Raw genomic sequence first — 17,486 nt, 5'->3', positions numbered from 1 at the left:
TACTATTATTAAAATCAATTCAAAAGAGAATATTAAAATCCAATGAAAGAATTACGCTATTTAAATAAATACTTCGTTAAATACAAATACAGTTTTTTACTCGGTATTATTTTTACCATTATTGCCCAAATATTTATGCTTTTCACACCAAAGTTGATCAGCAAATCATTTAAAGTAATTGAGGCTTTCGCCAAAGATAAAACGGTTTCTAAAGCCGTAATTCAAGACGAGTTAATTTCGAACATCCTACTTATTATTGCTACCACAATTATTGCTGGTTTCCTAACCTTCTTGATGAGACAAACTTTAATTGTCATGTCTCGTCACATCGAGTTTGATTTAAAAAACGAAGTGTTTCGCCAATACGAGAACCTATCGCAAAACTTCTATAAACAAAATCGTACTGGAGATTTAATGAATCGAATTAGCGAGGATGTTTCAAAAGTGCGAATGTATGTAGGTCCTGCAGTTATGTATACGATTAATACCGCTATTCGCTTTGCTATAGTTATCGTATATATGTACAACGTATCGCCCACATTAACCTTATACACGCTTCTACCCTTACCGCTATTGTCTTTCGCTATTTTCAAATTAAGCTCTGAAATAAATAAAAGAAGCACTATTTTCCAACAATACCTTTCTAAAGTATCCAGTTTCTCTCAAGAAATATTTTCTGGAATCCGTGTTATAAAAGCGTATTCTCTTGAGAACCAACACCAAGAAAACATGGTTAATTTAGCTAATGAAAGCAAAAGCAAAAGCTTGAATTTAGCTAAAGTACAATCGTTATTTGGCCCTTTAATGTTGGCATTAATAGGGATTAGTAACTTAGTTGTAATCTATTTTGGAGGTTTAATGTATATTGATGGAACTATACAAAATATTGGAACCATAGCTGAATTCATTTTATACGTTAATATGCTTACTTGGCCAGTTGCTTCCTTAGGCTGGGTTTCATCGATGGTTCAAGAGGCTGAGGCTTCTCAAAAAAGATTAAATGAATTTCTAAAGATAGAACCAGAAATAAAAAACAAAAATGAAAATAAATCCATAATTGAAGGATCTATTTCTTTTGAAAATGTAAGCTACACTTACGAAGACACTAATATCAAAGCGCTGCAAAACATTTCTTTTACGGTTAAAAAGGGAGAAACTTTAGCCATTCTAGGGAAAACAGGATCTGGAAAATCGACTATTCTATCTTTGATATCACGTATGTATGATGTTTCTGAAGGAGAAATAAATATTGACAAAAATGAAATAAGCAGTATCAATCTATTCGATTTGAGAAATAGTATTGGTATCGTGCCGCAGGATGCATTTTTATTCTCTGATAGCATCAAGAATAATATTATGTTTGGCAAAGAAAACGCAACAGACGAGCAAGTACATTCTGCTGCTAAAAGCGCAGTTGTACACGATAACATCATGGGCTTCAACAAACAATACGAAACTGTTCTTGGCGAAAGAGGAATTACTCTTTCAGGAGGACAAAAACAAAGAGTTTCTATTGCAAGAGCGATTATAAAAAATCCACCTATTTTATTATTTGACGATTGCCTTTCAGCGGTAGATACACAAACTGAAGAAGCAATATTGAACAACTTAAATGAAATCTGTAAAGACAAAACTACCATTATAGTAAGCCATCGCGTTTCGTCAGCAAAGAATGCAGATAAAATAATTATAATGGACAATGGGCAAATCATTCAACAAGGTTCTCATAATCAATTGATAAATCAAGAGGGCTATTATTCGGCTTTATATTTGAAACAACTTTCAGAAAAAGAATTGCTCTAATTGTTGTATAATACATATTTTTTGTAGATTTTTGGATTCTAGTTAACAACCATAAATTGACAGAAAGGATTATGAGAGAACATGACATGTTAGAAAAAGAAGAGATATTTTCTAAAGTTTTAAGGGCTGGTAGAAGGACATATTTCTTTGATGTGAGAGCGACCAAAGCAGATGATTACTATATTACTATTACCGAAAGCAAAAAATTTACTGAGGAAGACGGATCATTCCACTTCAAAAAGCATAAAATATATTTATACAAAGAAGATTTTGCTGCTTTTGCAGAGATTTTAGGTGAAATGACTTCTTACGTTTTAAATCATAAAGGTGAAGAAGTGATATCTGAAAGACATCAAAAAGATTTTAAAAAAGAATACAACCCTGAAAAATCAGAGGAAGAATTTATACCGCAAACATCAAGTTTTACAAATATAGAATTTGATGATATTTAGTTTTTAGTTACTTTACTTACAATTAAAAAAGTCCAAAAACTTCTGTTTTTGGACTTTTTTTATAACTATTTAGATAATAATAATAATAATAATAATAATAATAAGTCGATTTTAGAAAGTAAAACTAACCTATTCGGAGTCCATTGTCAATTTTAAAATCAGGAGCTAACAAAACAACATCACCATCAATACCAACGGCGCCCAAAACTAAACATTCGCTCATAAACTTACCTATTTGCTTTTTAGGAAAATTTACGACAGCCACAATTTGTCTACCTATTAAATCATCCTTAGTGTATCTCTGAGTTATTTGCGCTGATGTTTTTTTGACTCCAATGATTTCACCAAAATCAATTGTAAGCTGATATGCAGGTTTTCGTGCTTCAGGAAAGTCATAAACTGCTATTATTGTGCCTATGTGCATGGCTACTTTTTCAAAATCTGCGAATGTTAATTCCATGTAGTAATTGTTTTATGCTCATAAAAATACACTTTCAAAATTAAATAGATAATTTTAAGACTGAATTTTTATCAACTCAACAAGAATCTATCGTAAACGAATGCTAAATTTAACATAAATAGAAAAAAAAGTTATTTATAACAAAAAATGAATGTACTTTTGCAAAGTGTAATTTAAAGTTTATGAAAACCTTTCCTAACATGCTGTCAAGATGCACCTCTTTATTACAAGAGGATTTTGTGCTTGTCGCTAAATTTTCACATTCAAAAGCCTTTGTCAATTAGACCTTCGTCTATATAAAAACAAACTACTTCGAGACGAAGGTTTTACTTAACATCATTTATTTAATCTGCGGTTTTAAAAATTAATTTGTTTTAAAGCCTAAATCTAATTTAAAAAATTTAAAAACATGTTTTTAAAAAAATTAGCAGTACACCAAATTATTTGGTTAGCTACCGTTACGTTTTTAGTAGTAAGTTGTGTATGGGCATATCAGGGTAATATGAGCTATTTCTTCTTGATCATTCCATTTTACTTACTTTTCATTTTGATTCAAGATACTTTTCAGGACAGTCATACCGTTAAGAAAAACTACCCTATTGTGGGTAGATTTAGGTACTTCTTGGAATCGTTCCGACCAGAAATGCGTCAGTATTTCTTTGAAGGAGAATTAGATGGTAAGCCATTTAATAGAAGACAGCGATCTATAGTATACCAAAGAGCTAAAAATGTAAAGCAGACTATTTCGTTTGGAATGCAAGATGACCCAAACCGCATCGGTTACGAGTGGGCAGCACATTCTATCTACCCAAAAAGAGCAGATAAACAATTTTTTAGAACCGTAGTTGGAAACAAACAATGTCTTCAACCCTACAGCGCTAGTATATATAACATTAGCGCCATGAGTTATGGAGCATTAAGTAAAACAGCTATTTCATCGTTGAACAAAGGAGCAAAACTAGGTAATTTTGCTCATAATACAGGTGAAGGTGGAATTAGCGACTTTCATTTAGAAGGTGGTGATTTAATATGGCAAATTGGAACTGGATATTTCGGATGTAGAAAAGAAGACGGAACTTTCTCACCTGAATTATATACAGAAAAAGCAAACTTCCCTCAGGTAAAAATGATAGAGTTAAAGTTATCTCAAGGAGCTAAACCTGGACACGGTGGATTACTACCTGGAGAAAAAAACACAGTAGAAATCGCCAAAATAAGAAACGTTCAGCCACATATTGCCGTACATTCGCCAGCAGGGCATTCTGCATTTACAAATAGTTCAGAATTATTGCATTTTCTACAAAATTTAAGGCAGCTATCCAATGGAAAACCGGTCGGATTCAAAATTTGTATAGGTCGTCAAGACGAGTTTATTTCCATTGTTGAAGCAATGAAAGAAACTGGAATTGTCCCTGATTTCATTACAATTGATGGAGCAGAAGGCGGTACAGGAGCGGCACCATTAGAGTTTATTGACTATATGGGAATGGCATTAGCAGATGCTTTAATATTTGCTAGTAAGGTGCTTAAAGAATATGGTCTTAGAGATCAAATTAGATTAATGGCATCTGGCAAAATAATTACTGGCTTTGATATTGCTAAAGCGATGTCATTAGGGGCGGATGCTTGTTACAGCGCAAGAGGAATGATGTTTGCATTAGGATGTATTCAAGCTTTACAATGCGACAGTGGAAAATGTCCAGTAGGAATTGCTACTCAAGACAAGAACTTATATAAAGGATTAGATGTAACTGATAAAAGTGTCAGAGTTGCTCATTTCCATAACAACACATTAAAGGCATTTGCTGAATTCATAGGTGCCTGTGGTTTTGACAATCCAAAAGCAATTACTCCTAATGTTTTTTACAGAAGAATCGATCACAAAACTAATGAAAGTTTTGCTTCACTATTTTTTAGTGATAAAGAAAATATAGCTACAACAGAAAAAATAACCTTAAATTAATTGACTATGAAACCAACACCTGTTTTAACAAGTACTGATTATAATATCCTTCGTGAGCTAACTAAAAACGCTAAAGATAGCACTAACATTAGAGAAATTGCATTGCTTACACAGGAGCTAGATCGAGCAATTATCAATAAAGATGGAGTCGTTGACCAGAGCATTGTTCGAATGAACTCTCAAGTAACAATTGAAGATGTAAAAAGTAAACAACAAATGAAAGTGCAAATTGTGATGCCATCACAAGCTAACTTAAAAGAAGGCAAAGTTTCAATACTAGCTCCATTATGTGTTGCGATAATAGGTTTTAAAGAAAATGAAGAAGTAGAATGGCAATTGCCATCAGGAATTAAAACCTTAAAAATTATAAATGTAATTAATGTGTCAAGCAATTAATTATACTTTTTTAAAACACCTCATTTTATGAAGGTGTTTTTTTTATGCAACTTTTAAAATTATAATACTTTATATAATTAGACCTTCGTTTTCAATGTTGAAAGGAATGTTGAAAGAAGTGAATTAATAAATATAATTTAAGTGCATGACAAAAAATTAAAAAGACTGTGTTATAAACTATTGAGCCGCGCCAAAAGGGATTTTGATAAATAATCCAATCCATATTTGAATACACTTATAGCTCTTCTGCCATGTTTTTTTAGTTGTATTTTCTTAATATTCTGACCTAAATAATCTCCAATTTTAGGACCACAGGAAAGCAATCATTGTTAATAAAAAGAGTTTTCCCAGTCTTTCCAAATCAGTTACAAGAGTATCTTCAATATTAAAACCGCTACTTTTAAGCCCTTTAAAGAGCGTTTCAATTTGCCATCTTTGTTTATAATATGTCATGGCCTGCTCAGGTTTGTTGAATGAAACAATGATTAAAAATCCCATCTATTTATTTCCAACAAACTCTCGTTCTTTCAACAGGCAGTCGCTATTCTCTTTCCCAAACTATCCAATATATTTTTTGATTAGTTCAATTCGCTCGGTCATATCTGAATTCCCCCGATTGTCTACCATTTTAAACATTAGCGGGAATGCTACATTTTTATAGCTAACCAACAGCATTAATATGTTTAGGTTTTTAGCTCCAAACTTCCAATTGGCTCTGTCTAAAACTAATATCAAATTATGCTTAACCGGTAAAAGATTGAATATTAAACTAGAAACCCTTCTCGCAGGAAAATCAAATTCCTTCATAAACCTTTGTATCCTTCTATAAAAGCTGTTTTTATCAACTGCTGTGTCAAATCCAGAAGCCAGTTCATCATAATTAATTGTCTTTATTTTGTACAAAACTGTTATAAATAAACAGATGAGCTTGACCCTGGCTAAATTGAGTCTCTCTTTAAAAGGGCTTTGTAAAACCAAAATTAACGCTGTATCTTTGTTCTCAAGACTGGTGTTCTTCATTAGAAAAACCATGTGGTAATAATTCTTTAACATAAGAAATATCGATCTTATTTGCAAATCCTTAAGCTCTTATTTTACTGATAACCAGCATAATATTTCTTTTTATCATGTACTAAAAAATTTGTAGTATAAATATTTATATAAAGTCAGTTTTGAAAAACATCCTTATCATCGACGACGAAGAAAAACTTCGTGGACTGCTCGCTAGAATTATAAAATCTGAAGGATTTGAAGTTTTTGAAGCATCGGATTTAAAATCGGGTTTCAAAAAAATGGAAATTAAGGATATTGATGTGATACTTTGTGATGTCAAACTTCCTGATGGCAATGGCGTTGATTTTGTACAAAAGATAAAAACAAATTTTCCATTAACAGAAGTTATCTTATTAACTGCTTTCGGCAAAATTTCCGATGGTGTTCAAGCCATGAAAAACGGCGCTTTTGATTATATTGTCAAAGGCGATGACAATGACAAAATTATTCCGTTGTTACATAAAGCATTAGAAAAAGTCCAACTGATCAAGAAAGTCCAACAACTCGAAAAACGAATTTCTGATAAATATTCTTTTGATACTATTATTGGAAAATCGAAAGGATTGGAACAAGTTATTGATTTAGCTAAAAAAGTAGCCAAAACTGATTCAACTGTACTTTTAACGGGAGAAACAGGGACTGGAAAAGAGGTTTTTGCACAAGCTATTCACGAAAATAGCAACCGAGTAGGAAAATCCTTTGTAGCCTTGAATTGCAGTACTTTCAGCAAGGAAATTCTCGAAAGTGAATTGTTTGGACATAAACAAGGATCTTTTACAGGAGCTGTAAAAGACAAGAAAGGATTTATAGAAGAGGCGAATGGCGGTACTTTATTTCTGGATGAAATTGGGGAAATGCCGTTAGATTTGCAAGCCAAATTGTTACGGGTTTTAGAAACGAGCGAATACATACAAATAGGAGACACAACACCCAGAAAATCAAATTTTAGGTTAATTGCCGCAACGAATCGCAATTTAAAAACCGAAAGCGAAGAACATCGTTTTCGATCGGATTTATATTTTCGATTGAATATTTTCGAGATTACAATTCCGCCTTTGCGAGAGAGAATAAAAGACATTGCACCATTGACAAACTATTTTGTGAAACAATTTTCAGAGAAAGTAAATAAGAAAATAGTCGCTATCAATGGCGATTTTTTGCATAAGATGGAAACATACCATTGGCCTGGAAATGTTCGGGAGCTAAAAAATGTGATTGAACGTTCCGTAATTTTGGCTGATGATTTTAACTTGACGCAAGATGTATTGCCTTATGAGATTCAACATCAACAAAATAATTCCAACAAGACGATGTCAGCTTTTTCGATGCAAAGTATTGAAAAACTACACATCCAAAAAGTATTGAATTATACACAAGGCAACAAAGCAGAAACCGCACGCTTATTAGAAATAGGCGTTGCTACACTTTATCGAAAATTAGACGAATACAATATTCAGTAATTTATAATCAATTCCTTTCAGGGTTCAAAACCCCGAAAGGGCTATCAAAACGAGAAAAGCCTATCAAAATGATAGGCTTTTTTTATGTCAAATTTCGACTAAAAATACATAAGTTGTTAATTGTCGGTGCTTTATATGCAACTGTGATTTTTTGGAATGTATTTTGGCATTAGCGATGAAGAACATAAAAAATCATTCTTATGAAAAATCAAGTCACCACGATTTATAAACAAGCAGAACGCTTCGCCGAAATCACCAAGACTGCCATTATTACGGGTAATATTTCCAGAGCAAAAAAATGTTTGGCACTTGCTGAGCGATTATTGGCAACAGGAAGCAATGAAACTAAAATTGCTATTTCCAATGTCTATCTTTTTTCGGTTTCCTCTTTTATGGAAATGCGTCATTGCAATATTTCAAATCTTTTCCCAAAATCCTTGAAGGCGGAATACATCAAGCAAATAAACGCTTCGGGAGTATAACAAGTTTAATCGATTGAATTATTTGATCGAATGTCTAAATCTCTAATAAATCAATAATCTAAAATTATGATCATCACAATCCTTTTACTCGCACTAGCCGTTTTGTTGTTTGCGATTTGTTTTAAATCTGTCGAATTCTTTGAAAAAATCTAAATTATGACTGCACTATTTATTGTCGCACTGGCAGTTTTTGGCTATTTGATTTATGTATTAATCAAGCCCGAAAAATTCTAAATCACTAACCTAAAATTAAATTATGAACACAGAATTATTTGGTGTCATCAGTATTTTTATTCTCTCAATAGTTTTAGCTATTCCTGTTGGAAAATATATTGCTAAAGTTTTTACGGGAGATCAAACACTTCTAGACCCGATTTTTAATCCAAGTGAGAAATTTATTTTCAAAATAAGTGGTATCAATTCCACAGAAGAAATGAACTGGAAACAACATTTGAAAGCGTTGTTAAGCGTGAATATGGTTTGGTTCTTTCTTTGCTTTTTTGTGTTGTTATTTCAAGGTTCAATGCCCTTGAATCCAGATAACAATCCAAACATGACTCCCGATTTGGCATTTAATACCGCTATTTCGTTTGTGGTAAATTGCAATTTGCAGCATTACTCTGGTGAAACAGGCGTTTCTTATTTGTCACAGATGGTATTGATGTTCCTGCAATTTGTATCTGCCGGTGTTGGAATGGCAGCCGCAGCAATGGTTTTTAATGCAATGAAAGAAAGAACCACAGATAAATTGGGCAACTTCTATAATTATTTTATCAAAAGCTGTACAAGAATTTTACTGCCTCTTTCTGCTCTTGTAGCCATCGCTTTGTTATTTAGCGGAACACCAATGACTTTTGAAGGAAAAGATACAATTACCACTTTACAAGGTGATTCAGTAGCAGTTTCCCGTGGACCAGCAGCAGCTTTTATCGGAATAAAACATATAGGAACGAATGGTGGTGGATTTTTTGGAGCAAATTCGGCTCATCCATTAGAGAATCCTACTTATTTTAGTAATGCGGTTGAACTGTGGGCACAATTAATCATTCCGTTTGCGATGATTTTTGCTTTAGGTTTTTATCTAAAGAAAAGAAGGCTGTCATACGTAGTTTTTGGCGTGATGACGATTGGATTTTTACTTTTAGTCGTACCAACAGTTATAAGTGAACTCAAAGGAAATCCCGCTATCGAAAAAATGGGAATTGCCCAAACAACCGGAGCGATGGAAGGCAAAGAAGTTCGTTTTGGACCCGCCATTTCTGGATTTTGGAGCATTGCCACGACCGTAATTTCTACAGGCTCGGTGAATAGTATGCATGACAGTTCGATGCCGGTTTCTGGTTCGATGCAATTACTAGCGATGATGGTGAATGCCTTTTATGGTGGTTGCGGAGTAGGATTTTTGAACTTCTATATTTTTATCATTCTAGCGGTATTTATTTCGGGATTAATGGTGGGACGAACACCTGAATTTTTAGGAAAAAAAATTGAAGCCCGAGAAGTTAAAATTGCTGCTTTCATTGCCATTCTTCACCCTTTATTGATATTGTCAGGAACGGCATTAGCATCTTATTTTGCGGCAAATGATACTGCAATGGGCTACTGGTTTAGCGGTAATGCTACTGGCTGGTTGAACAATCCTGGTCATCATGGTTTTTCAGAAATGCTATATGAATATACTTCGAGTGCAGCTAATAATGGGAGTGGATTTGAAGGTTTGGGAGACAACAATCCTTTTTGGAATATCACCACAGGAATTGTTTTGTTATTGAGTCGTTTCCTTCCTATCATTGGGCCTTTAGCTATCGCAGGATTATTGGCCAATAAAAAATACATTCCGGAAAGTGCGGGAACTTTAAAAACAGATACGACTATTTTTGGAGTTATGGTTTTCGCCGTAATTGCCATTATTGCAGCCTTGTCTTTCTTTCCAGCATTAGCCCTTGGACCTTTAGCGGAGTACTTTACATTAAAATAATAATAAAAATGAATAACAATAAATCCAATTCATTATTCGAAAGTAAGCAAGTAAAAGAGGCGTTAGTACAGTCTTTTGTAAAGCTAAACCCAAAAATAATGTTCAAGAATCCGGTCATGTTCACCGTTGAAATTGGAACTGCCATTATGCTTGCTGTGAGTATTGCCATTTTATTCGGCGCACAAGATCAAGGCAGTTTTACTTATAATTTCATCGTATTTTTAATTTTGTTAGCAACGCTTTTGTTTGCCAATTTTGCCGAGGCTATTGCCGAAGCAAGAGGAAAAGCACAAGCGGATAGTTTGAGAAAAACACGGGAAGAAACTCCGGCAAGACAAGTTTTAGCCAATGGCGAAATTAAGAATGTCAGTTCTTCTGAATTGAAGAAAGGCGATGTTTTTGTTTGTGAAGCAGGAGATTTAATTGCCACTGATGGTGAAATCACCGAAGGATTGGCCACTATAGATGAAAGTGCCATCACCGGAGAGAGTGCTCCTGTAATTCGGGAAGCGGGTGGCGATAAATCAGCAGTTACGGGTGGAACTAAAGTACTGTCGGACAAAATCAAAGTTATTGTAACTAACGAACCAGGAGAAAGTTTCTTGGATAAAATGATTGCTTTGGTAGAAGGAGCAAGCCGCCAGAAAACGCCTAATGAAATTGCGTTAACTATTTTGTTGGCTGCCTTTACATTAATCTTTGTGATTGTTTGCGTGACCTTGAAACCGTTTGCCGATTATGCCAACGCACCGATAACAATTGCTGCCTTCATCTCTCTATTTGTTTGTTTGATTCCAACAACGATTGGTGGTTTGTTATCAGCCATTGGAATTGCAGGAATGGATAGGGCTTTGCGTGCCAATGTAATTACAAAATCAGGAAAAGCGGTAGAAACTGCCGGAGATATTGATGTATTGCTTTTGGATAAAACCGGAACCATCACCATTGGAAACCGAAAAGCAACCCATTTTTATCCAGCAAAAGGAATCTCGGAAGAGGATTTTATCAAATCTGCAGTTTTGAGTTCGCTGGCTGATGACACGCCCGAAGGCAAAAGTATTGTGGAACTGGCAGGAATTGAAGTGGCAAACAAACTATCTATTGAAGGAGCTACTTTAATCAAGTTTACTGCCGAAACCAGAACTAGCGGTGTTGTTTTAAAAGATGGAACCGATATTAGAAAAGGTGCTCAGGATGCAGCAAAAAATATTGCACTGAAAGCGGGAACGATTTTCCCAGAGGATATTGCACAAGCAGTGATTGCTATCTCATCAAAAGGTGGAACGCCATTGGTGGTAGTAAAAAATGCTCAAGTCCAAGGTGTTATTGAATTGCAGGACATTATCAAAACGGGAATGAAAGAACGTTTTGAACGTTTGAGAAAAATGGGTGTAAAAACGGTGATGGTAACCGGAGATAATCCGTTGACTGCCAAATTTATTGCCGAAGCAGCTGGTGTAGATGATTTTATTGCCGAAGCCAAACCTGAGGATAAGATGAATTACATCAAAAATGAACAAGAACAAGGCAAGCTCGTAGCGATGATGGGTGACGGAACAAATGACGCACCCGCTTTGGCGCAAGCCAATGTTGGTGTGGCCATGAATAGCGGTACTCAAGCAGCTAAAGAAGCCGGAAACATGGTGGATCTGGACAATGATCCCACCAAGTTAATTGAAATCATAGAGATAGGAAAACAATTAATGATGACCAGAGGAACGCTTACTACGTTTTCAATTGCGAATGATGTGGCCAAATATTTTGCAATTGTTCCTGCACTTTTCATTACGGCAATTCCTGCTCTTGAAGGATTAAATATTATGGGGTTACACAGTCCAGAAAGTGCTATTTTATCAGCTGTGATTTTCAATGCGATTATCATTCCGATACTGATTCCCTTGGCTTTAAAAGGGGTTGATTATAAACCAATTGGTGCAAGTGCTATTTTAAAGCGAAACCTATTGATTTATGGTCTTGGTGGATTGATTGTTCCTTTTATCGGGATTAAAATAATTGATTTTGCAGTAGCATTATTTATGTAAATTCAAACCTAACAGGTTTTAAAAACATGTTAGGTTTATAAAAAAAACAAAATGAAAAATATATTTTCAATATTAAAATTCACCTTATTTATGGTGGTGTTATTAGCGGTTATTTACCCAATGGCTATTTTTGGGATAGCACAATTGGCTCCCAATAAAGGAAAAGGAGAAACAATTACCGTAAACGGAAAAGTGGTAGGGTACGAAAAAATTGGACAAAAATTCGATAAATCCAACTACTTTTGGGGAAGACCTTCGGCTGTGGATTATAATGCGGCGGGAAGCGCCGGAAGTAATAAAGGACCGAGTAATCCTGATTATTTAGCATTGGTGCAAAAAAGAATCGATACCTTTTTAATCGTGCATCCTTATTTGAAAAAATCAGAGATTCCTGATGATATGGTGACGGCTTCGGGAAGTGGTTTAGACCCGAATATTTCTCCGCAAGGAGCTTTGATTCAGGTAAAAAGGGTGGCGAAAGAGAGAAACCTATCAGAAGAAAAAGTAAAAGCTTTGGTGCAAACTAAAATCAATACACCAGCAGTAATAGGAACTGCAACCGTAAATGTTCTAGAATTGAATGTGGCCTTGGACGAATTGAAATAGAATTTATTTCAATACTAAAGTCAATCGCAAATTAAAAAAATATGGTCTTTAAAAACGAGATGCCCTAGCCCCGATAGAAGGGAAAATCCTTTTGTCTCGTTTTTTTGCGAGACAAAAGATTGGAATGATAGCGGGATTAGCTTCTAAAAATAATAAAAATGAAAAATATAATAATTATAGCTTTAATAGCTTTTGGGATAACAACAGTTAGTGCACAAGAAACTGAAAAAACACAAAGTCCTTTCACGTTTTCGGGTTATGTAGAAACGTATTACAGTTATGATTTTGGAGAACCAGACAATCATGTCAGACCCGGATTTATTTACAGTCATAACAAACACAACGAGGTCAATTTGAATTTAGGATTGGCGAAGGTGAATTATGCTAAAGAGAATGTTCGCGGGAATTTTGCCTTAATGGCTGGAACGTATGCCGAGTACAATTTAGCAGCAGAACAAGATTTACTGAAAAATGTGTATGAAGCGAATGTAGGCGTGAAAATCTCGTCGAAACATAATCTGTGGATTGATGCGGGAATTATGCCGTCACATATTGGTTTTGAAAGCGCTATTGGTAAAGATTGCGCCACTTTGACTAGAAGTATTTTGGCTGATAATTCGCCGTATTATGAAGCGGGTGTGAAAATTGGATATACGTCAAAAAGCGAAAAATGGTATTTGGCTGCTATGTATTTAAACGGTTGGCAACGCATCCAGAAAATTGATGGCAACCAAACACCAGCTTTTGGCACACAAGTAACCTATAAACCAAATGCAAAAACCACATTAAACTGGAGTACTTATGTTGGAAATGAACAACCAGATAATTTTAAAAAATGGCGTTATTTTAATAACTTTTATGGGCAATTTAAAGTATCTGAAAAAACAAGTTTAACAGCTGGTTTTGATATTGGAGCACAACAAAAAGTAACAGAAAGTGACCAATATGATGTTTGGTTTTCACCGATTTTAATAGCGCAATACAAACCTACAACTAAAATCCAATTGGCAGTAAGAGGGGAATATTACGCGGATGAAAAAGGAGTAATAATAGCAACAGCAACACCAAACGGATTTAAAACATACGGTTTCTCCACAAATTTTGATTATTTACCTACGGATAATGTAATGTTCAGAATAGAGGCGAGAATTTTAAATAGTAAAGACGATATCTTTTTGAAAAACACTGATCCTAGCAATCAAAATGTATTTTTAACTACATCATTGGCTATTTCATTTTAATTTTTTCTAAAATTTAAAATACTAAAACCAAATTGGACAACGAAAAAGAAAATAATGTCAAACACTTTCTTGATTTAATTCAGAAATCACGCAAAGGAAAGTTTAAAGTCTACATCGGTATGAGTGCCGGTGTGGGCAAAACTTTTCGTATGTTACAGGAAGCAAATACCTTGTTGAAAAATGGCATCGATGTAAAGATTGGGTATATAGAAACGCACAATCGGAAAGAAACACATGATTTATTAGAGGGTTTACCGGTCATTCCTAGGCGAAGCCTTTTTTATAAAGGAAAACTGATTGAGGAAATGGATTTACAAGCCATCATCAATTTGCGTCCAGAAGTGGTTATTGTAGATGAACTAGCGCATACGAACATAGAAGGAAGCAAACACGAAAAACGTTGGCAGGACGTTTTGGAGATTTTAGAAGCAGGAATAAATGTGATTTCCGCAGTGAATATTCAGCATTTAGAAAGTCTAAATGCAGACGTAAAAAACATCACAAATATTGAAGTTCAGGAACGCATTCCGGATAGTGTTTTGAAATTAGCGGATGAAGTGGTGAATATTGATTTGACTTCAGATGAATTGATAACCCGTTTGAAAGAAGGTAAAATCTATACCGCAGATAAAATCCCTACGGCGCTGAATAATTTTTTTAAATCCGATCAAATTTTACAATTGCGGGAATTGGCCTTGAAGGAAGTAGCGAGTCAAGTCAATCGGAAAGTGGAAAGTGAAGTACCCAAAAACATCGCAGTAAAACATGAAAGATTATTGGCTTGTATAAGTAGTAACGACAAAATCGCAAAGACAATCATAAGAAAAACGGCTCGATTAGCGAGTTATTACAATAGCAAATGGTGTGTTTTGTATGTAGAAACGCCAAAAGAAAGCAGCGACAAAATTGCGCTCGACAAACAACGGCATCTGATTAATAATTTTAAATTAGCTACACAACTTGGTGCCGAAGTAATTAAAGTACAGAATACTCATATTACAGATGCTATTTTAGAGGTTGTCGCTCAAAAAGAGATTACTACCGTTTGCATCGGGAAACCGCATTTGAGTTTATTTAAAGTAATTTTATCGACAACTGTTTTCAATAAATTGCTTAATAACCTAACATCATCCAATATTGATCTTGTAATTCTATCTTAAAATGAAAATTAAAACCAAATTAAACCTGGGCGTTGGATTGCTTTTTCTAATGATAATCATACTTTCATTAGTAGCTGCATTTTATATTTTTTCGATAAAAAAAGATACAGAAAACATTCTGAAAGCCAATTACAACACGCTAGAATATTCGCGTAATATGCTTCTTTCGTTAGATGAAATTAATGGGAATGAAGAAAAGGCAATTACTATATTTGAAACCAATATTACTAAACAAATTGCAAATATTACGGAGGCTGGCGAAGATAAAGCGACCTATAATTTGCAAAAAAAAATCGATTTTTTGAAGACAAATAGGACTGATGAAACCTTAAAAAGCCAAATCCGTCAAGACATTTTCAAGATTATGAAATTGAATATGCATGCGATAAAAGAAAAAAGTGATATTGCAAAACACACAGCAGAGACCGCTAATTTTTGGATTGCAGTAACAGGAACACTTTGCTTTTTGATTGCGTTCAATTTATTAGTGAATCTGCCCAACAATATTGCCAATCCAATAAAAGAACTCACGGACAGTATCAAAGAAATAGCCAATAAAAACTATTCGCAACGAGTGAATTTTATGAATCATAATGAATTTGGAGATTTAGCCAAATCATTCAATACCATGGCCGAAAAACTGCAGGAATATAATAATAGTAATCTGTATAAACTTTCATTTGAAAAGAAAAGACTTGAAACTTTAATTAACAATATGCACGACCCAATTATCGGGTTAGACAATCAGGGATTGATTTTATTTGCTAATGATGAGGCTTTGAAAATAATTGGTTTAAAATCAGAGGACGTTATTGGTAAACTAGTAACAACTCTTGCTCTGACAAATGATTTGATGAAATCGCTAGTAATAAAGGATTTATCAAACGAAAAACAGAAATCGCATCCCATGAAAATTTTTGCTGATGGTAAAGAAAGTTACTTCGAAAAAGAAACAATAAATATTACAATTAAACCAACAGGAGAAGATCAAACTATTGACATTGGTAATGTTATTATTTTGAGAAACATTACTATTTTTAAAGAACTGGATTTTGCTAAAACCAATTTTATTGCTACTGTTTCACACGAATTGAAAACCCCAATTTCATCCATAAAACTAAGTTTACAATTACTTGAAAAAGCAGAAACAGGCAATATTAATGAAGATCAAAAGCAATTAATCGAAAGCATAAAAGACGATAGTCAGCGGCTACTAAAAATTACTGGCGAACTCTTGGAATTGTCGCAGTTAGAAACAGGAAATATTAAGCTGAATATGGAGAAGAGTAATCCTTATGAAATTATTAATTACGCTACCGAAGCTGTCAAAGTGCGAGCAGATCAAAAACAAATTGAACTAGTTGTCGAGACTGAACAAAATTTACCGTATATAAAAGCGGATAGCGAAAAAACTGCTTGGGTTTTGATTAATTTTTTAACCAATGCAATTACGTATTCAACAGAAAACAGTAAGGTAATTGTAAAACTTAAAAATGAAAACAATCAAGTTGTTTTTCAAGTAATTGATACTGGAAAAGGAATTGATAATCGTTATAAAACTAAAGTTTTTGATAAATATTTTCAGGTCCCAGGAAGCCAGAAATCTGGAACTGGACTCGGATTAGCTATTAGCAAAGAATTTATAGAAGCACAAAATGGAACTATTGGAGTAGACAGTGAGTTGGGGCTGGGTAGTACTTTTTATTTCATACTAGTTTCTTTTTGAATAGTATAATTATCAGAAGGCAATAGTAATTAAATCTTAAAAACTAAAATTGTGAAATTTATTAATTATTGTTTATCAAAAGATAATTAACAGTCATCATATAAGTGTAGTAAATTAGGAATTAGTATAAATATCATTGCTGTCCGATAAAAGTAAATAAAAAAGAAGCCAAACAGATGGCTTTCCCACAGGTATTCGCTTTGATCCCAAGAAGTCGCTATTTACTTTATAAATCCAGAGAAAATTGGACCCTTAACCAAGAAGAAAGAGCACGTCTTTTATTTGAACTATATCCTGATATAAAAACAGCTTATGGCCTATCTCAGCAATTACGTAGCACTTACAATACCAATAATGATAAGAATGTAGCCATGTTGAAATTAGCTAATTGGTACAGAAAAGTTGAGGAGTCAGGATTTAAGAACTTTAATATTGTTCTCAATACAATAACGGTTAATTATCAATCCATACTAAACTACTTTGATAATCGAAGTACAAATGCTTCAGCAGAATCTTTCAATGCAAAAATAAAAGCATTTAGATCACGATTCAGAGGTGTTAGGAATGTAGAATTTTTCCTTTTTCGACTAACGAATATATATGCTTAATTTTTGCTGCTCCACAGGTTTTCGTGTTGATCCTTTATATATTTAAATGCAAAATT

17 protein-coding genes are annotated in these 17,486 nt (G+C 34.0%); 14 read left to right on the top strand and 3 right to left on the bottom strand.

Annotation, left to right across the window (positions count from 1 at the left end; all coding sequences use genetic code 11):
- Positions 1 to 42: 42 nt before the first annotated feature.
- Together LNP27_RS08490 and LNP27_RS08485 are read left to right on the top strand one after the other, a co-directional pair.
- The gene (locus LNP27_RS08490; protein ID WP_229941215.1) at positions 43 to 1,803 is read left to right on the top strand and encodes an ABC transporter ATP-binding protein; all 1,761 of its coding nucleotides are present in this window, start codon (positions 43 to 45) and stop codon (positions 1,801 to 1,803) included.
- A 71-nt stretch (positions 1,804 to 1,874) separates the two neighbouring features.
- Positions 1,875 to 2,255, top strand: a complete 381-nt coding sequence (locus tag LNP27_RS08485; RefSeq protein WP_229944053.1) for a PUR family DNA/RNA-binding protein — start codon at positions 1,875 to 1,877, stop codon at positions 2,253 to 2,255.
- Between the two features lie 124 nt (positions 2,256 to 2,379).
- Here LNP27_RS08485 and LNP27_RS08480 read toward each other — a convergent pair whose 3' ends face one another.
- Positions 2,380 to 2,715 carry a tRNA-binding protein gene (locus LNP27_RS08480; protein WP_229941214.1) on the bottom strand — a complete coding sequence of 112 codons (336 nt, stop codon included), beginning with the start codon at positions 2,713 to 2,715 and terminating at the stop codon, positions 2,380 to 2,382.
- 409 nt (positions 2,716 to 3,124) lie between these two features.
- Between LNP27_RS08480 and LNP27_RS08475 the strand changes: the two genes are divergently transcribed.
- Both LNP27_RS08475 and LNP27_RS08470 read left to right on the top strand, forming a co-directional pair.
- On the top strand, positions 3,125 to 4,678 hold the full coding sequence (locus tag LNP27_RS08475; protein ID WP_229941213.1) for an FMN-binding glutamate synthase family protein: 1,554 nt from the start codon (positions 3,125 to 3,127) through the stop codon (positions 4,676 to 4,678).
- 6 nt (positions 4,679 to 4,684) lie between these two features.
- Complete coding sequence (locus LNP27_RS08470) at positions 4,685 to 5,074, top strand: GreA/GreB family elongation factor (protein ID WP_229941212.1); 390 nt, start codon at positions 4,685 to 4,687, stop codon at positions 5,072 to 5,074.
- Positions 5,075 to 5,377: 303 nt separating this feature from the next.
- Here the strand turns inward: LNP27_RS08470 and LNP27_RS08465 are convergent, their stop codons facing one another.
- Together LNP27_RS08465 and LNP27_RS08460 are read right to left on the bottom strand one after the other, a co-directional pair.
- Complete coding sequence (locus LNP27_RS08465) at positions 5,378 to 5,527, bottom strand: transposase (protein WP_229941211.1); 150 nt, start codon at positions 5,525 to 5,527, stop codon at positions 5,378 to 5,380.
- 105 nt (positions 5,528 to 5,632) lie between these two features.
- Positions 5,633 to 5,977 carry a hypothetical protein gene (locus tag LNP27_RS08460; RefSeq protein ID WP_229941210.1) on the bottom strand — a complete coding sequence of 115 codons (345 nt, stop codon included), beginning with the start codon at positions 5,975 to 5,977 and terminating at the stop codon, positions 5,633 to 5,635.
- A 269-nt stretch (positions 5,978 to 6,246) separates the two neighbouring features.
- On the opposite strand from LNP27_RS08460, the gene LNP27_RS08455 reads away from it, so the two are divergent.
- From LNP27_RS08455 to LNP27_RS08410, 10 genes are all read left to right on the top strand, one after another.
- Positions 6,247 to 7,587 carry a sigma-54-dependent transcriptional regulator gene (locus tag LNP27_RS08455; RefSeq protein WP_229941209.1) on the top strand — a complete coding sequence of 447 codons (1,341 nt, stop codon included), beginning with the start codon at positions 6,247 to 6,249 and terminating at the stop codon, positions 7,585 to 7,587.
- Positions 7,588 to 7,787: 200 nt separating this feature from the next.
- Positions 7,788 to 8,069, top strand: coding sequence for a DUF7674 family protein (locus tag LNP27_RS08450; RefSeq protein WP_086455239.1), 282 nt, complete (start codon positions 7,788 to 7,790; stop codon positions 8,067 to 8,069).
- A gap of 156 nt (positions 8,070 to 8,225) precedes the next feature.
- Positions 8,226 to 8,303 (top strand): K(+)-transporting ATPase subunit F, encoded by a 78-nt coding sequence (gene kdpF / locus LNP27_RS08445; RefSeq protein ID WP_144889189.1) that lies wholly within the window; start codon positions 8,226 to 8,228, stop codon positions 8,301 to 8,303.
- 22 nt (positions 8,304 to 8,325) lie between these two features.
- On the top strand, positions 8,326 to 10,047 hold the full coding sequence (gene kdpA / locus LNP27_RS08440) for a potassium-transporting ATPase subunit KdpA (protein ID WP_229941208.1): 1,722 nt from the start codon (positions 8,326 to 8,328) through the stop codon (positions 10,045 to 10,047).
- An 8-nt stretch (positions 10,048 to 10,055) separates the two neighbouring features.
- Positions 10,056 to 12,089, top strand: a complete 2,034-nt coding sequence (gene kdpB / locus LNP27_RS08435) for a potassium-transporting ATPase subunit KdpB (RefSeq protein ID WP_229941207.1) — start codon at positions 10,056 to 10,058, stop codon at positions 12,087 to 12,089.
- Between the two features lie 51 nt (positions 12,090 to 12,140).
- Entirely contained in the window at positions 12,141 to 12,695 is a 555-nt protein-coding gene (locus LNP27_RS08430; RefSeq protein WP_229941206.1) for a K(+)-transporting ATPase subunit C, read from the top strand.
- 158 nt (positions 12,696 to 12,853) lie between these two features.
- Positions 12,854 to 13,936, top strand: a complete 1,083-nt coding sequence (locus LNP27_RS08425; protein ID WP_229941205.1) for a porin — start codon at positions 12,854 to 12,856, stop codon at positions 13,934 to 13,936.
- Between the two features lie 32 nt (positions 13,937 to 13,968).
- Complete coding sequence (locus tag LNP27_RS08420) at positions 13,969 to 15,096, top strand: sensor protein KdpD (protein ID WP_229941204.1); 1,128 nt, start codon at positions 13,969 to 13,971, stop codon at positions 15,094 to 15,096.
- 1 nt (position 15,097) lies between these two features.
- The gene (locus tag LNP27_RS08415) at positions 15,098 to 16,822 is read left to right on the top strand and encodes an ATP-binding protein (protein WP_229941203.1); all 1,725 of its coding nucleotides are present in this window, start codon (positions 15,098 to 15,100) and stop codon (positions 16,820 to 16,822) included.
- 176 nt (positions 16,823 to 16,998) lie between these two features.
- Entirely contained in the window at positions 16,999 to 17,430 is a 432-nt protein-coding gene (locus LNP27_RS08410; protein ID WP_229941202.1) for a transposase, read from the top strand.
- Positions 17,431 to 17,486 lie beyond the last annotated feature (56 nt).

The organism is Flavobacterium galactosidilyticum (genome assembly GCF_020911945.1).
In the GTDB taxonomy this organism is placed as follows: Bacteria; Bacteroidota; Bacteroidia; order Flavobacteriales; family Flavobacteriaceae; genus Flavobacterium; species Flavobacterium galactosidilyticum.
Note: the sequence above shows the minus strand (reverse complement) of the source record. Positions and strands in the feature narration are given on the sequence as shown.

Bases quoted from the DNA above. Each gene is read 5' to 3' on its own strand.
- LNP27_RS08430 (WP_229941206.1), top strand. From the start codon at position 12,141: ATGAAAAATATATTTTCAATATTAAAATTCACCTTATTTATGGTGGTG.
- LNP27_RS08465 (WP_229941211.1), bottom strand. From the start codon at position 5,527: ATGACATATTATAAACAAAGATGGCAAATTGAAACGCTCTTTAAAGGG.
- LNP27_RS08480 (WP_229941214.1), bottom strand. From the start codon at position 2,715: ATGGAATTAACATTCGCAGATTTTGAAAAAGTAGCCATGCACATAGGC.
- kdpA (WP_229941208.1), top strand. From the start codon at position 8,326: ATGAACACAGAATTATTTGGTGTCATCAGTATTTTTATTCTCTCAATA.
- LNP27_RS08485 (WP_229944053.1), top strand. From the start codon at position 1,875: ATGAGAGAACATGACATGTTAGAAAAAGAAGAGATATTTTCTAAAGTT.
- kdpF (WP_144889189.1), top strand. From the start codon at position 8,226: ATGACTGCACTATTTATTGTCGCACTGGCAGTTTTTGGCTATTTGATT.
- kdpB (WP_229941207.1), top strand. From the start codon at position 10,056: ATGAATAACAATAAATCCAATTCATTATTCGAAAGTAAGCAAGTAAAA.
- LNP27_RS08410 (WP_229941202.1), top strand. From the start codon at position 16,999: ATGGCTTTCCCACAGGTATTCGCTTTGATCCCAAGAAGTCGCTATTTA.
- LNP27_RS08450 (WP_086455239.1), top strand. From the start codon at position 7,788: ATGAAAAATCAAGTCACCACGATTTATAAACAAGCAGAACGCTTCGCC.
- LNP27_RS08490 (WP_229941215.1), top strand. From the start codon at position 43: ATGAAAGAATTACGCTATTTAAATAAATACTTCGTTAAATACAAATAC.
- LNP27_RS08425 (WP_229941205.1), top strand. From the start codon at position 12,854: ATGAAAAATATAATAATTATAGCTTTAATAGCTTTTGGGATAACAACA.
- LNP27_RS08475 (WP_229941213.1), top strand. From the start codon at position 3,125: ATGTTTTTAAAAAAATTAGCAGTACACCAAATTATTTGGTTAGCTACC.
- LNP27_RS08415 (WP_229941203.1), top strand. From the start codon at position 15,098: ATGAAAATTAAAACCAAATTAAACCTGGGCGTTGGATTGCTTTTTCTA.
- LNP27_RS08470 (WP_229941212.1), top strand. From the start codon at position 4,685: ATGAAACCAACACCTGTTTTAACAAGTACTGATTATAATATCCTTCGT.